The organism is Bradyrhizobium sp. Pa8 (assembly GCF_052588265.1).
On the sequence record NZ_CP176767.1, the window covers coordinates 631,536 to 645,329 of the forward strand.

Below are 13,794 nucleotides of genomic sequence, written 5' to 3' on the forward strand. Positions count from 1 at the left end.
CACAGGGGTTAGTGCGGGCTCAGCTGTAATCGCCGGGATGGCAGCCGAACGCGTCGGGCTTCTGCATCAGGCCTTCACCTGGGACGATCTCGACGACGTCGTACCAGTCTTCCTTGTTCTTCATGTCCTTCTGCTGCTTGCCCTTCACGATGATCACCGGGCGGACGCACTGATGGTCCTCGGGGCGGTAATGCACGTCGCCGACGAGAGAGGGGATCGTCTCGCCCTTCTCATAGGCCTTGATCACGTCGGGCGGATTGAAGCTGCCGGCCTGCTCGCACATGTGCGCCCAGTGCGCGAAGCTGACATAGGCGTTCTCGGCGCCCCATTCGGGCTTGTAGCCGTACCTCTTCTCGAAGGCCTCGTTGAACATCTTGGCGAGCGGGAACTTGTCCTCGATCGTCCACCAATAGTCGGTGGCGGCGTAGACGCCCTGCATCAGGCCGCCGGTCTCGCGCGCGATGAACGGCACCTGGTAGGGAACGACCAGCTTCATCTTGTCGAGCACGCCGAACTGCTTGGCCTGCTGGGTCGACAGCACCGCGTCGTGGCCCCAGTTGACGTTGATGAGCACGTCGGCGCCGGAATTCGCGACGTTCAGCAGATACGAGGAGTAGTCGGGCGCGCCGAGCGGTGCGACCTGGTTGGTCACCGTCGTCCAGCCCGCAGTCGCGAGGAAGTCCTGCATCGACTTGGTGACGGTGTGGCCGTAGGTGTAATCAGGCGTCAGGTACGCGGCCTTCTTGTTCTTGCCGAACTCCCTCACCATCACAGGGCCGATCGCCGCGGCGGCGGTCTGGCCGAAGAAGTTCTGGCGGAAGCCGTAGCGAACGCAGTCCTTGCCGGTGGTGTCGTTCGAGCCGGAAATGCCGCACACAAACAGCACGTGTTCGCGCTGCGCGAGCTTGTTGAGCGCGACCGCAACGGCGCTCGACGTGCCGCCGGTGATCATGATCGCCTTGTTCTCGCTGATGAAGCGCTGCTGCGCCTGCACCGCCTCGTTCGGCTTGGCCGCGGAATCCGCGACGCCGAACTTCAGCTCCTTGCCGAGCACGCCCTTGCTGGTCTTCGGCGAGATCTTCTTGATCAGGTCATGGCCGCTGTTGATGTGCTCGATCGCGAGCTGGTAGCCCTTGAGCTCGTCCTCGCCCTGCACGGCATAGGTGCCGGTGCGCGGGACCGAGATTCCGATGAAGGCGGTGGAACCCGAAACGCCGGCGGGATACGAGCCGATCGCCGGCTTGTCCTCGGCAAAGGCCGGCATCGCCGGCAGCATCGAGCCGCCGATGAGGCTAGCTGTGGTCTGGAGCAGGCCACGGCGCGAGAGGCTGCGGCGGATGAGATCGTCAGTCATGGTCGTTTCCTCCGAACATCGTTCTTGTTTGCAGGCGCAAGCACGACCTGTCCGGCGCCAGCCGACCTCGCTGGCCTGCTGCGCCGGGCACGTCACATCCGCGTGTAGCTCTTGGCCCTAAGCATTGCTTGTGAAGTCCTGCTGTCAATTTCGTCTTTGGTCGAACGACGGAAATTATCACGTGAAAACATATCGGATCACGATATATATTAGTCTTTGTGAGTACGAGGCTGGCGGGTTCGGCGAGAGAAATGGCGCGGCAGACGACAGTGGCGGGTGCCCGGAAGCGACGATCCTGGCCGCAGGAGGCGGAGCGGCCGGACACCGCGTGGCCCGCGGGCGAGGGCAGCGACCAGCGTGCGGCGCCGCAGTCGGGCGATGCCTCCCGCGTGTCCGAGCCGCGCAGCCGGTCAGCCGGCCGGCGCGGACCCGTCGTCGGCTCCGTCCAGGCCAAGGTCCAGGCCAAGCGCGCCCCCGGCCCGATGCAGAAGCTGAGCGTGCGCGCACAGAATGTTCTGAAGGAGCTTGCGGTGGAGCTCACCGGCGAACAGCCGCCGAAGGGGAATTGGCTGCCGTCGCGCGAGTTGCTGCTCGCGCTGACGGCCGAGCGCCTTGCGACCGCGCGCAACTGCGGACCTCACACGATGCGGGAGATCGTGGATTGGGCACAGGGCTGCGGCGTGACCATCAAGCCGGTGATCCTGCCCGGCGGCTCGCTGTCGCAGATGTGGGCGGATTTGATTGCCAATGCGTCGGCAGGCAGCTTGACCAGCGCCGAGATCGCCAGCGCGCTCCAGCGCTCGATCAGGCGGAAGAGCGTTCGCATCCCGATCGCGTTTCAGGTCATCCTGGTGAAGATCCTGCTCTCCAGTTTCGAGTAGGCCCCGATATTTGTGCATCCGCGACGCCGCTCGGTTGGTTCCGCCTGTCCTTCCTTGCTAGTCTCGGCAGCGCCCGCCCGCTTCACCGGCGGGCTCGACGTCGCAGGCAGGAATGGCTCAATCGAAGCGGAAGACGGCACGCCCCGGGTCCGCGTCGCCCTCAAAGGGCGGCGCGATGCGCGAGGCCGACTATGCGGCGCTTGCACAGTTCCGCTATCAGCTCCGGACCTTCCTCGCGTTCAGCGAAGCCGCGGCCCAGAGTGCCGGGTTGACGCCGCAGCAGCATCAGGCGCTGCTGGCGATCAAGGGGCTGGCCGCCCCTGACGGCGCAAGCGTCGGCGACATCGCGCGCTTCCTCCTGATCCGGCACCATACCGCGGTGGAGCTGGTGGATCGCATGGCGAAGCTGAAGCTGATCGGACGGGAAGCCGATCCGCAGGACGCAAGACGCGTCCTGGTCAGGCTGACGGCCAAGGGCGAGCAGAAGCTGCGATCGCTCTCGCGCATTCACCTGGACGAACTGGGTGCCGCGGCACCCGCCCTGGCCAGGATCCTGCGATCGTTCCGGGCCAAAGCGCGTTAATGTGCAGTGTTTAAGCCGCCGCGCCTTGCGCGGCGAGCTGTGCAGCCTGATGCTCGGTGGTCAGTGCGTCGGTCAATTCGCCGAGCGCTTCGCCGGCGATCACCTGCGGGAGCTTGTAGAGCGTCAGGTTGATGCGGTGGTCGGTGACGCGGCCTTGCGGGAAATTATAGGTGCGGATGCGTTCGCTGCGGTCGCCGGAGCCGACCTTCTCCTTGCGCTGGGCCGAGCGGGCGGCATCGACGCGCTGGCGTTCGGCATCGTAGATGCGTGAGCGCAGGATGTTCATGGCGGAGGCGCGGTTCTTATGCTGCGAGCGGCTGTCCTGCATCATCACCACGATACCGGTCGGGATGTGGGTGATGCGGATCGCCGATTCGGTCTTGTTGACGTGCTGGCCGCCGGCGCCTTGCGCGCGCATGGTCTCGATCCGCAGATCGTCGTTCTTGATATCGACGTCGACCTCCTCGACCTCCGGGAGCACGGCGACCGTCGCCGCGGAGGTGTGGATGCGTCCCTGCGTCTCGGTGTCGGGCACGCGCTGCACGCGATGCACGCCGGATTCGAACTTCAGTTTCGAGAACGCGCCGCGGCCCTGGACCTCCGCGATGATTTCCTTGTAGCCGCCGACCGTGCCTTCGCTGGCCGAGATCACCTCGACCTTCCAGCCCTGCAAGCTGGCGAAGCGCTCGTACATCCGGAACAGATCGCCGGCGAACAGCGAGGCCTCGTCGCCGCCGGTGCCGGCGCGGATTTCCAGCACCACGTTGCGGTCGTCCATGGCGTCCTTGGGCAGCAGCGCGACGCGAATCTTCTGGACCAGCTCTTCGATCTTAGGCGTCAGCTCGTCGCGCTCGGCTTCCGCCATGCCGCGCATCTCGGCATCCGTCGCGGGATCGGCGATCAGCGCCTCGGTGTCGGCGAGCTCTCTCACGGCGGAGCGATAAGTCTTCACCGCCTCGATCAGCGGGGTGAGCTCGGCGAGCTCGCGGGTGATCTGCACGTAGCGCTCGGAGGCGAGCTGGCCGAGCGATTCGGCCTCGAGCGAGGCGTGATGCGCGAGCAGGACGTCCAGTTTGGCTTCGGGGAGTGACGACATCGGTTCAGTCTCAAATGGCGGAAGAGGGCGAGGTGGCGGGAGGGGGCGGCAGGCCCGCTACAACGCCAGGCCTTCGGCCTCGGCAAATTCCGTCAGCTTCTGCCGGATCGAAACGCTGCCGGAGGGCGCGTCCAGCAGCGGGCCGAGCATCGCTTCCGCCTTCTTCGCGTCGAGATCGATGACCATCGCCTTGACCGGACCGAGTGCCGTCGCCGAGAGCGACAGCGAGCGATAGCCCATCGCGATCAGCGCCAGCGCGCCGATCGGCTTGGAGGCCATCTCGCCGCAGAGCGAGAGCGACTTCTGCGCCACGTTGGATTTTCGCGCGATCTCGCGCAGCACGCGCAGGATCGGTGCCGACATGGTGTCGAAGCGTTCGGACACCTTGGCGTTGCCGCGGTCGACCGCGAACAGGAACTGGAACAGATCGTTGGAGCCGACCGAGATGAAGTCGACCTTCTTCAGCAGCTCGTCGAGCTGGTAGAGCAGCGCTGGCACCTCGACCATGGTGCCGATGTCGATGCGCTCCGGCAGCGTATGGCCGTGCTGGCGCAGATAGGTCAGCTCGCGCTCGACCAGCGCTTTCGCCGAATCGAACTCCGCGACCTCCGAGATCATCGGGAACATGATGCGCAGCGCGCGGCCGCCGCCGGCGCGCAGCAGCGCGCGGATCTGGCCGCGCAGCAGGCCGGGGCGATCGAGCCCGAGCCGGATCGCGCGCCAGCCGAGTGCGGGATTCTCCTCGATCACCGCTTCCATATAGGGCAGTGCCTTGTCGCCACCGATGTCAAGGGTGCGGAAGGTGACGGGCTTGGTACCCGCGGCATCCAGCACCGTGCGATAGAGCGCGAGCTGGTCGCTGGTGCGCGGCAGGCTCTGTCCCACCATGAACTGCAGCTCGGTGCGGAACAGGCCGATGCCGGCGCTGCCGGTGTCCTCGATATGCGGCAGGTCGATCGCAAGACCTGCGTTGATCATCAGCTCGACCTTCTGGCCGTCCTTGGTGACGCAGGGCAGGTCGCGCAGCGCCAGGTATTGCGCCTGGCGGCGGGCGCGGAAGCGCACGCGTTCGGCGAAAGCGGCCTCGACCTCCTGCGACGGGCGCACGTAGATCGAGCCCGAGGTGCCGTCGACGATGATGGCGTCGCCGGGATCGGCGATGCCGGGCGCGTTCGGCACTTCGCCGACCGCGGGGATTCCGAGCGCGCGGGCCACGATCGAGACGTGGGAGTTGGCGGTGCCTTCCTCCAGCACGATGCCGCGCAGGCGCTTGCGGTCGTAGTCGAGCAGCGCCGCGGGGCCCATCGCGCGCGCGATGACGATGGCATTGTCGGGCAATTGCTCGCGCGAGGGCGCGTGGTCCTGGCCGACCAGCTGCCGCATCAGGCGGTAGCCGAGATCCTCGAGATCGTGCAGCCGGTCGCGCAGATAGGGATCGGTGGAGCGCAGCATCCGCGCGCGGGTGTCGGACTGCACGCGCTCGACGGCGGCTTCCGCCGTGAGGCCGGTGGCGACCGCCTCATGCAGCTTGTGCGACCAGCCCTGGTCGTTGGCGAACATGCGATAGGCTTCCAGCACCTCGCGGTGCTCGCCGCCCTCGGCAACGTCGCCACGCTCCAGCATGCGGTCGAGATCGGCGCGCAGCTTGGCGAGCGCGGTGTCGAGCCGCTTGATCTCCTTCGGCAGATCCTCGGCGATGTAGTCCTTGATGACGACGCGCGGCTCGTGCAGCACGACATGGCCGAGCGCGATGCCTTCCGAGAGGATGGCGCCGACCTTCTGCGCCGAATGGCGCGCGGCCGGCTCCTGGCCCGGCTGGGCCAGCGCAGACAATTCGCCGGAGGCGATCAGCTCCGCCAGCACCATCGCGGTGGTCTGGAGCGCCTCGAGCTCCTCCTCGACATAATTGCGCTTGGCGCGGTTCTGCACCACCAGCACGCCGAGCGTGTTGCCGGCGCGCAGGATCGGCACGCCGAGGAAGGAGTGGTAGATTTCTTCGCCGGTCTCCGGGCGGAACGAGAAGGCCGGGTGGCTTTGCGCGTCGCTGAGGTTGAGCGGGGTCGCCTCGCTGGCGACGAGGCCGACCAGGCCCTCATGGGCGCTCAGCACGGTGTGGTGCACCGCCTCGCGGTTGAGGCCTTCGGTGGCGTAGAGCTCGAGCGTGTTGTCGATGCGCAGCACATAGACCGAGCACACCTCGGCCACCATATTGGCGGCGATCAGCACCACGATCTTGTCCAGCCGCTCCTGGGCCGAGACCTGCTCCGCCATGGTTTCGCGGAGCCGTCTCAACAAGACGCGGGGACCTCCCGACGCGCTCCGCATGAACCGTCAATCTCCTCCGTCTGCCTGGCCCGGCGGTATCGGCCGGCGGCTGGCCCAAAATTCCAGAAAAACAACCAAATTGTTCGTCCGGCGCAGGCACAAACACAAATCTACTCAAGATTTAGTGCTTACACCGAATCAGCGCCGCCTGAACTGGGACACAGTCTGCGGCAGCCCACCCTCTTCGCCCTATAGCGAATTGGGGCTTGTTTTGCCAAGCAAAACGCCTGCCAAACGCGAAGGTGTGTACACCTTCGCGTTTGCTGCGACCGCTAAGAGAAAATTCGCCTAGGCCTGATCGAGACCGTAGAGCGTATGCAGGGTGCGTACCGCAAGCTCGGTATAGGCGGTGTCGATCAAAACCGAGAATTTGATCTCGGAGGTTGTGATGGCCCGGATGTTGATATTCCGTCCGGCGAGGGCCGAGAACGCCTGGGCGGCGACACCGGCATGGCTGCGCATGCCGCTGCCGATTACCGATATCTTGGCGACGTCGGTGGCGGTATCGAGCCGGGCATAGCCGATCTTGCCCTTGGCGGCCGTGATCGTGTCCTTGGCGCGGGTGTAGTCTGCCGCCGGCACCGTGAAGGTGAGATCGGTGGTCTTGCCGTCCTCGGAGACGTTCTGCACGATCATGTCGACGTTGATGTTGGCATCCGCCAGCGGGCCGAAGATCGACGCTGCCACGCCGGGCTTGTCCTCGATCTGGCGTACCGAGATCTGGGCCTCGTCCTTCGAAAAGGCGATGCCGGTTACGACGTGGCTTTCCATGATCTCCTCCTCGCTGCAGATCAGCGTGCCGGGCGGCTGGTTGGCATGCGGGTCGATATCCTCGGGCTTGTCGAAGCTCGAGCGGACGAAGATCGGCATGTTGTGGACCATGCCGAGTTCCACCGAGCGGACCTGGAGCACTTTCGCGCCCTGGGAGGCCAGTTCCAGCATGTCTTCGAACGCGATCTTGTCGAGCCGGCGGGCCTTCGGCACGATTCGCGGGTCGGTCGTGTAGACACCGTCGACGTCGGTGTAGATGTCGCAGCGGTCGGCCTTGACGGCGGCGGCGATCGCCACGGCCGAGGTATCGGAGCCGCCGCGGCCGAGCGTGGTGATGCGATTGGTCTCGGGGTTGATGCCCTGGAAGCCGGCGATGACCGCGACCTCCTTGCGCTCCTGGAAGCGCTTGATGATCTCGCTGCCGTCGATGTCCTCGATCCGGGCCGAGGCATGGGCGTCGCTGGTCTTGATCGGGATCTGCCAGCCCTGCCAGGAGCGGGCCTGGATGCCCATGCCCTGAAGCACGATGGCGAGCAGGCCCGACGTCACCTGTTCGCCGGAGGCGACGACGGCGTCGTATTCGCGCGCGTCGTGCATCGGCGAGGCCTCGGTGCACCAGGCCACCAGCTCGTTGGTCTTGCCGGACATCGCCGAGACGACCACGGCCACTTCATGGCCGGCGTCGACCTCACGCTTCACATGGCGTGCGACGTTGCGGATACGTTCGATGTTGGCGACGGACGTGCCGCCGAATTTCATCACGAGGCGGCTCATGACGACGCGTGCATTCCCTCATAAGGATCAGTATGGTGACCCGCACCGGACGGGTGCCGGCGGACACCGACCGCGCGTATACATAGCGGCGGGGCCGGGGGCAAGCGGGTTCCTGCGGGGCCGTTCCGGGCAATGGGTTAATCGAGGTTATGGCGCGCTATATTGACGAAATCCTGCAACCCGGCGAGCGGGTGCTGTATTCGACCAATGCGCATTGGATCTTCTATTTTCCGGCCATTCTGGTCTGGATCGTGGCCCTGGGCTTGCTGGTCCTGTCAGGGCAGACCTCGGTCGAAGGGCTCGCGATTCTATGTCGCATCGCCGCGGGCGTGGTGGCCTTAGCGGCCCTGTTCTGGAGCGTGAAGGGCTGGTTCCACCGCTTCACCACCGAGACCGATGTCACCAACCTCAGGGTTGTGCACAAGACCGGCTTCATCAAGCGCCGCACCTTTGAAATGGCGCTCGACAAGGTCGAGAGTGTCGACGTCAACCAGACGATTCTTGGACGTATTCTCAACTACGGCGACGTGACCATCAACGGCGTCGGTGAAGGTCGCGAAACCATCCGGACCATCGACACGCCGCTCGCCTTCCGTAGTTCGATCACCACGCGGTAGGACCGCGCCTAACCATGAGCATGCAGCAAAATACTTCCGCAACCGCGAGCCCGCAGCCGGGCTCGACCGTCGACGCCGCCGAGATCGCGAAATTCTCGAAACTTTCGGCCGAGTGGTGGGACCCCAACGGCAAGATGGCCCCGCTGCACCGGATCAACCCGCTGCGGCTCGGCTACATCCGCGACGCCGCCTGCCGCAAGTTCGAGCGCAATGTGCGCAGCCTCAACTGCCTCGGCGGCCTGCGCGTGCTCGACATCGGCTGCGGCGCCGGCCTGTTGTGCGAGCCGCTGTCGCGCCTCGGTGCGCAGGTCATCGGCGTCGATCCCTCGGTGAGCAACATCGCCGCCGCGAAGCTGCATGCCGACAAGAGCCATCTGTCGATCGATTACCGCTGCACCACGGTCGAGGAGATCGACCCGCGCGAGCGCTTCGACATCGTGCTGGCGATGGAAGTGGTCGAGCACGTCGTCGACGTCGGCGTTTTCCTCAAGCGCTGCGCGGCGATGCTGAAGCCGAACGGGCTGATGGTGGTCTCGACGCTGAACCGGAACTGGAAGAGCTTCGCACTCGCCATCGTCGGCGCCGAATACGTCCTGCGCTGGCTGCCGCGCGGCACCCACGAATGGAACAAGTTCGTCACCCCCGACGAGCTGACGAAATATCTCCTCGACAACCGCCTCGTCATCACCGAGCAGACCGGCGTCGTCTACTCACCCTTCGCCGACAAATGGGCCCTCTCGTCGGACATGGACGTGAACTACATGGTCGTGGCGGAAGGGATGGTGTGAGGGGCTACGCGAGGCGTGAGCATCGCTCCTATGATCCGGGCGTGATTGACCTGCCTCGCCGCTAGCGGCAGGTTGGCGACGGCTTCTCCTCCTACCGCTCCCACCCGCATGCTCACCATCGCCAGCCTCTGGATTCCCTTCACTGTCATTGCTGCGCTAGGCCAGGTCGCGCGCAATGCGATGCAGCGGTCGTTGACGAAGCCGCTGGGGACCTGGGGCGCGACCAATATCCGCTTCCTGTTCGGCTTCCCGTTCTCGCTGCTGTTTCTGGGCGTGGTGCTGGTCGCGACCGGTGATCACCTCGGCATGCCGCCGACCGTGTTCTGGCCCTGGCTGCTGCTCGGCGCGCTCAGCCAGATCGTCGCCACCGGCCTGATGCTGCTCGCGATGAACGATCGCTCCTTCGTCGTGACGACGGCCTACCTCAAGACCGAGGCGATCCAGACCGCGATCTTCGGCTTCGTGTTCCTCGGCGATCACCTGACCTGGCTGAAGGTATTGGCGATCGTGATCGCGACCGTCGGCGTCGTCATCACCGCACTCCGGCCCGGCGGCGAGAAGAGCTTTGCGGAATTGAGGCCGACCATCACCGGCCTCGTCGCAGCCGCGGCGTTCGCGCTCTCAGCCGTCGGCTTCCGCGGCGCCATCATCAACGTGCCTGATGTGTCCTTCGTGACGGCAGCGTCGTTCACGCTGGTGCTCGGCCTGTTCGTGCAGACGTTGATCCTGACCGTCTATCTGCTCTGGCAGGCGCCAAAAGTGCTCCAGTCGATCCTGGGGCTCTGGAAGCCGTCGCTGCTCGCCGGCTTCATGGGCGCGTTCGCCTCGCAATTCTGGTTCCTGGCTTTCGCGCTGACGGCCGCCGCCAATGTCCGCACGCTCGCTTTGATCGAGGTGCTGTTCGCGCAGGCCGTCGCCTACTACTCGTTCAAGCAGCCGATCGCGCCGCGCGAGATTTTTGGCATCGTGTTGATCGTGGTTGGAGTCGCGTTGCTGGTGGGAGTCTGACGCGCTTCGCGCGTCAGTTCCTATCTTCCGGGAGCGTCGGCAGCGGGGACACCTCGATGCCTTCGTCGATCAGCGACTTGGCCTCGTCGGGCGAAGCCTCGCCATAGATCGGACGGTGCTCCTTGTCGCCGTAATGCATCGCGCGGGCTTCGTTCGCAAAGCGCTCGCCGACATTGTCAGCGTGCTTGACGATGTGATCGCGCAGTTCCTTGAGCTTGGCGCGCAACTCGCGCTCCTGCGCCATCATCAGCGAGGTCGGTCCCGACGGCGCAGCCTCGGGCGCAGGCGTTGAGGCCGGCTCCGGCGGCGGCGTCGCGCGTCCGAGGCCCTTCTTGCCGACGATCCGCGGGGCCATGATCGCCTTCTCGACCTTGGCCGAGCCGCAGATCGGGCAAGTCACGAGCTTGCGCTTCACCTGCGAATCATAAGCCGACGAGCTCTGGAACCAGCTTTCGAATGCGTGGCTTCGGTCGCAGTGGAGCGCGTAGCGGATCATGCCGATCCCCGCACGAGATGGAGATGGTCCGGCCCGGCCTTGGGATCGGCGACGCCGAAGCGGCGGCCGTGCTGGAGCGAGGGGATCGCGCGGCGTGCGGTCTCGACCTTGGCCGGGTCGATTTTGGCCATGATGATCCCGGGCTCAACGTCGCCCTCGGCGAGGATCTCGCCCCAGGGGTCGATGATCAGCGAGTGACCATAGGTCTCGCGCTTGTTCTCGTGCAGGCCGGCCTGCGCGGCGGCGAAGATGAAGCAGCCGGTCTCGATCGCGCGCGACCGCAGCAGGATGTGCCAATGCGCCTCACCGGTCTTGCGGGTGAAGGCCGAGGGCACGGTGATGAAATACGCGCCGCTCTCGGCCAGCGCGCGGTAGAGCGCGGGGAAGCGCACGTCGTAGCAGATCGTCAGCCCGACCCGGCCCCAGGGCAGGTCGGAGATCACGGCGGTTTCGCCCGGCTGGTAATTGGCGGATTCGCGATAGCTCTCGCCGTCCGGCAACTCGATGTCGAACATGTGGATCTTGTCGTAGCTCGCGAGCACATTGCCCTCGGGGCCAATCAGGAAGGACCGATTGACCGCCTTCTCCGGCGAGAAGCGCAGCGCCAGCGATCCGACATGGATGTGGATCTTCAGCTCGGCCGCGAGCACGCGATAGGCCCTCAGCGAGGTGTCGTCCTCTTCGCTCTGGAGGTGCTCGAACAGCGCCTTGCGGTTGAGCTGCATCATGTTGCTGACTTCGGGCGTCTGCACGTAGTCGGCGCCATTGGCGGCAGCCTGCCGGATCAGCCTGGTGGCCTGCGAGAGGCTCGGCTCCGGCATCAGGCCGGTGCGCATCTGCACCATCGCGGCGGTGAACGTGCGGTTCTCGCTCATGACGTGGCCTTCACGCTGCCCAGCATGCCGTCGAGCTTGCCTTCGCGGTCGAGCGCATAGAGCTCGTCGCATCCGCCGACATGGGTTCCGCCGATCCAGATCTGCGGGAAAGTCGAGCCCCCGCCGGCGCGGTCGTACATCTCTTCGCGCCAGGACGGGTTCTTGGCGATGTCGAACTCCGTGAAGGTCGCCTTCTTGCGGGTCAGCAGCGATTTGGCGGCGGAACAATAGCCGCAGCCCGGCCTGGTGTAGATTTCGACAGCGTCGGTCATGTCGTCTGGCGCTCTCATGTCATGAAGTCATTGAATTATATGGGACGGGGGCCGCTCTCGACAACCCGGGCGAAGACCAGCACGTCCACCTGGGCCGCCTTGGCACGGAGCAGGGCCCGCGCACAGGCGTCCAGCGTCGCCCCTGAGGTGAGGACATCGTCGATCAGGACGATGCGGCGGCCCTGGATTTCCGCCTGGCGGTCGGGGGATACCTGGAATGCGCCCTGCACATTGGTGGCGCGCTGGGTCCGCGACAGGCCGATCTGCTGTTCGGTGGCGCGCACCCGGCGCAGCACTTCGCCGCGCACCCTGACACCGCTCTGCCGTGCGATGATGCGCGCCAGCGCCCCGGACTGGTTGTAGCGGCGCCGCCACGCCCGGCGCCAATGCAGGGGAACGGGCACCAGCATGTCGGCCTCGGTCAGTAGCTCGCCGCCCGCCCGCGCCATCCAGCGGCCCATGGCCGGCGCCAGATCGGTACGGTCCTGGTATTTCAGCGCATGCACCAGCGTGCGCGCGACGTCGTCATAGCGCACCGCCGCGCGTGCACGCTGGTACGCCGGCGGGCTCGCGATCGCCTCCATCGACAGCATCTCGGGGCCGGGATCATAGACGAAGGGAATGCCGAGGCGCGGGCAATAGGGCCGTTCGATGAACGACAGCCGCGCCCAGCAGGCCGCGCAGACGCCCTCGCCATCGACCGGCTCCCGGCAGGACACGCACAGCGTCGGCAGTGCAATGTCGAGCGCGAGCCGTGCGGCGCGTGACAGCACGTGGCGGCCGGCGGTCCATGCGGCACGCAGCGGCGCGGCGATGGAGCGGGTTGGGGCGGCGTCGGCTTCCATGAGGGAGAGGCTAGCGTTATGGGAAGAGCCGCTCAAGCGACTGAATCGGTCTCGTGCCCCGGACGCAGCGCAGCGCTCCCGGCGATGCGAAGCATCGTCCGGTGCGGTGCGCTGCAGAGCCGGGGCCCCTCGCCGCATCGTGCGGTGGTGCCTTCTGGGTCCCGGCTCTGCGCAGCAGCGCTAAGAGCGCTGCAGCGCGTCCGGGACACGAGAGCGTTGCCAGAACCGTGGCGATCGGCGTAACCAGCGGCATGGCCCAGACCCCGCAAACCCCGCCCGCCCTGTTCGATCGCGCATTGTTGCATGCGCGACAGCGGCGCGCACATGCGCAGGGCGAGGTGACATTCCTGCTCGACCGTGTTGCAGAGGACATGATTGACCGGCTGGCCGCCGTGATGCGGGAGTTTCACGCTGCGGCCGATCTCTGGACGCCCGGTGAGGGGCTCACGGGGCTGCCATCGCTTCGGCGGATCGCGCTCGACGAAGCGGGCGCGGAAAAACTGCCCTTTGCCCCGGAAAGTCTCGACCTCGTCGTCTCGGCGCTGGCGCTGCAATTCGTCAACGACCTGCCGGGGGTGCTTGCGCAGGTGCGGCGTGCGCTGAAGCCGGACGGATTGCTGCTCGCGGCGATGATCGGCGGCGACAGCCTGACCGAGCTGCGGCAGGCATTTGCCGCGGCGGAGGCGGAATGCGAGGGCGGCGTGTCGCCGCGCGTGGCCCCGTTTGCGGATTTGCGCGACATCGGCGCGCTGTTGCAGCGGGCGGGCTTTGCGCTTCCGGTCACCGATGTCGACCGTGTCGTGGTGCGCTACGCCAATGCGTTTGCACTGATGCAGGATCTCCGCCGCATGGGCGCTGCCAATGTGCTGATCGAGCGGCGGCGCACGCCGACGCTCCGCGCGACGCTGCTGCGCATGGCCGAAATCTACGCCGAACGCTTTGCGGATGCCGACGGCCGCATCCGTGCGACATTCGACATCATCTGGCTCTCCGGCTGGGCCCCACATGCGAGCCAGCAGCAGCCGCTGAAGCCGGGGTCGGCGAAAGCGAGCCTGGCGGAGGCGGTAAAGAAGGCCGGGAAGACGTAAGCACTCTCCTCCGTCATGGCC

The 13,794-nt window shown here is 66.0% G+C and carries 14 protein-coding genes; 6 read left to right on the forward strand and 8 right to left on the reverse strand.

Going from position 1 to position 13,794, the window contains the following annotated elements; all coding sequences use genetic code 11:
* Positions 1–19: 19 nt before the first annotated feature.
* Positions 20–1,354 carry a substrate-binding protein gene (locus ACKWRH_RS02950; RefSeq protein WP_445219253.1) on the reverse strand — a complete coding sequence of 445 codons (1,335 nt, stop codon included), beginning with the start codon at positions 1,352–1,354 and terminating at the stop codon, positions 20–22.
* 251 nt (positions 1,355–1,605) lie between these two features.
* Between ACKWRH_RS02950 and ACKWRH_RS02955 the strand changes: the two genes are divergently transcribed.
* Positions 1,606–2,235: a hypothetical protein gene (locus tag ACKWRH_RS02955; protein WP_445219254.1), complete on the forward strand. Its 630-nt coding sequence runs from the start codon at positions 1,606–1,608 to the stop codon at positions 2,233–2,235.
* A 112-nt stretch (positions 2,236–2,347) separates the two neighbouring features.
* Positions 2,348–2,818 (forward strand): MarR family winged helix-turn-helix transcriptional regulator, encoded by a 471-nt coding sequence (locus ACKWRH_RS02960; RefSeq protein ID WP_445219255.1) that lies wholly within the window; start codon positions 2,348–2,350, stop codon positions 2,816–2,818.
* A gap of 10 nt (positions 2,819–2,828) precedes the next feature.
* On the opposite strand, the gene prfA is transcribed toward ACKWRH_RS02960, so the two are convergent.
* From prfA to ACKWRH_RS02975, 3 genes are all read right to left on the reverse strand, one after another.
* Positions 2,829–3,914 (reverse strand): peptide chain release factor 1, encoded by a 1,086-nt coding sequence (prfA, locus tag ACKWRH_RS02965; protein ID WP_445219256.1) that lies wholly within the window; start codon positions 3,912–3,914, stop codon positions 2,829–2,831.
* Positions 3,915–3,971: 57 nt separating this feature from the next.
* Entirely contained in the window at positions 3,972–6,239 is a 2,268-nt protein-coding gene (ptsP, locus tag ACKWRH_RS02970; RefSeq protein WP_445219257.1) for a phosphoenolpyruvate--protein phosphotransferase, read from the reverse strand.
* Positions 6,240–6,527: 288 nt separating this feature from the next.
* A complete protein-coding gene (locus ACKWRH_RS02975) occupies positions 6,528–7,784 on the reverse strand; it encodes an aspartate kinase (RefSeq protein ID WP_014490428.1) in 1,257 nt (418 codons plus the stop codon).
* Between the two features lie 149 nt (positions 7,785–7,933).
* Here ACKWRH_RS02975 and ACKWRH_RS02980 point away from each other — a divergent pair, with 149 nt between their 5' ends.
* The 3 genes from ACKWRH_RS02980 (at position 7,934) to ACKWRH_RS02990 (ending at position 10,197) form a co-directional block, all read left to right on the forward strand.
* A complete protein-coding gene (locus tag ACKWRH_RS02980; RefSeq protein WP_445219258.1) occupies positions 7,934–8,401 on the forward strand; it encodes a PH domain-containing protein in 468 nt (155 codons plus the stop codon).
* Positions 8,402–8,415: 14 nt separating this feature from the next.
* Entirely contained in the window at positions 8,416–9,189 is a 774-nt protein-coding gene (gene ubiG, locus ACKWRH_RS02985) for a bifunctional 2-polyprenyl-6-hydroxyphenol methylase/3-demethylubiquinol 3-O-methyltransferase UbiG (protein WP_038959775.1), read from the forward strand.
* A 108-nt stretch (positions 9,190–9,297) separates the two neighbouring features.
* Positions 9,298–10,197, forward strand: coding sequence for an EamA family transporter (locus tag ACKWRH_RS02990; RefSeq protein WP_445219259.1), 900 nt, complete (start codon positions 9,298–9,300; stop codon positions 10,195–10,197).
* A gap of 13 nt (positions 10,198–10,210) precedes the next feature.
* Here the strand turns inward: ACKWRH_RS02990 and ACKWRH_RS02995 are convergent, their stop codons facing one another.
* Genes ACKWRH_RS02995 through ACKWRH_RS03010 form a run of 4 tightly spaced genes read right to left on the reverse strand, consistent with a single transcriptional unit; the run spans position 10,211 to position 12,685 of the window.
* Complete coding sequence (locus tag ACKWRH_RS02995; RefSeq protein WP_445219260.1) at positions 10,211–10,693, reverse strand: DUF1178 family protein; 483 nt, start codon at positions 10,691–10,693, stop codon at positions 10,211–10,213.
* Positions 10,690–11,568, reverse strand: a complete 879-nt coding sequence (locus tag ACKWRH_RS03000; RefSeq protein ID WP_445219261.1) for a carbon-nitrogen hydrolase family protein — start codon at positions 11,566–11,568, stop codon at positions 10,690–10,692. The genes ACKWRH_RS02995 and ACKWRH_RS03000 overlap by 4 nt, the downstream gene beginning before the upstream one ends.
* Positions 11,565–11,840, reverse strand: a complete 276-nt coding sequence (gene grxC / locus ACKWRH_RS03005) for a glutaredoxin 3 (protein ID WP_014490422.1) — start codon at positions 11,838–11,840, stop codon at positions 11,565–11,567. Before grxC ends, ACKWRH_RS03000 begins: the two co-directional genes overlap by 4 nt.
* Before the next feature lie 35 nt (positions 11,841–11,875).
* Positions 11,876–12,685, reverse strand: a complete 810-nt coding sequence (locus ACKWRH_RS03010) for a ComF family protein (protein WP_445219262.1) — start codon at positions 12,683–12,685, stop codon at positions 11,876–11,878.
* Between the two features lie 251 nt (positions 12,686–12,936).
* On the opposite strand from ACKWRH_RS03010, the gene ACKWRH_RS03015 reads away from it, so the two are divergent.
* Positions 12,937–13,773 carry a methyltransferase domain-containing protein gene (locus ACKWRH_RS03015; protein WP_445222613.1) on the forward strand — a complete coding sequence of 279 codons (837 nt, stop codon included), beginning with the start codon at positions 12,937–12,939 and terminating at the stop codon, positions 13,771–13,773.
* Positions 13,774–13,794 lie beyond the last annotated feature (21 nt).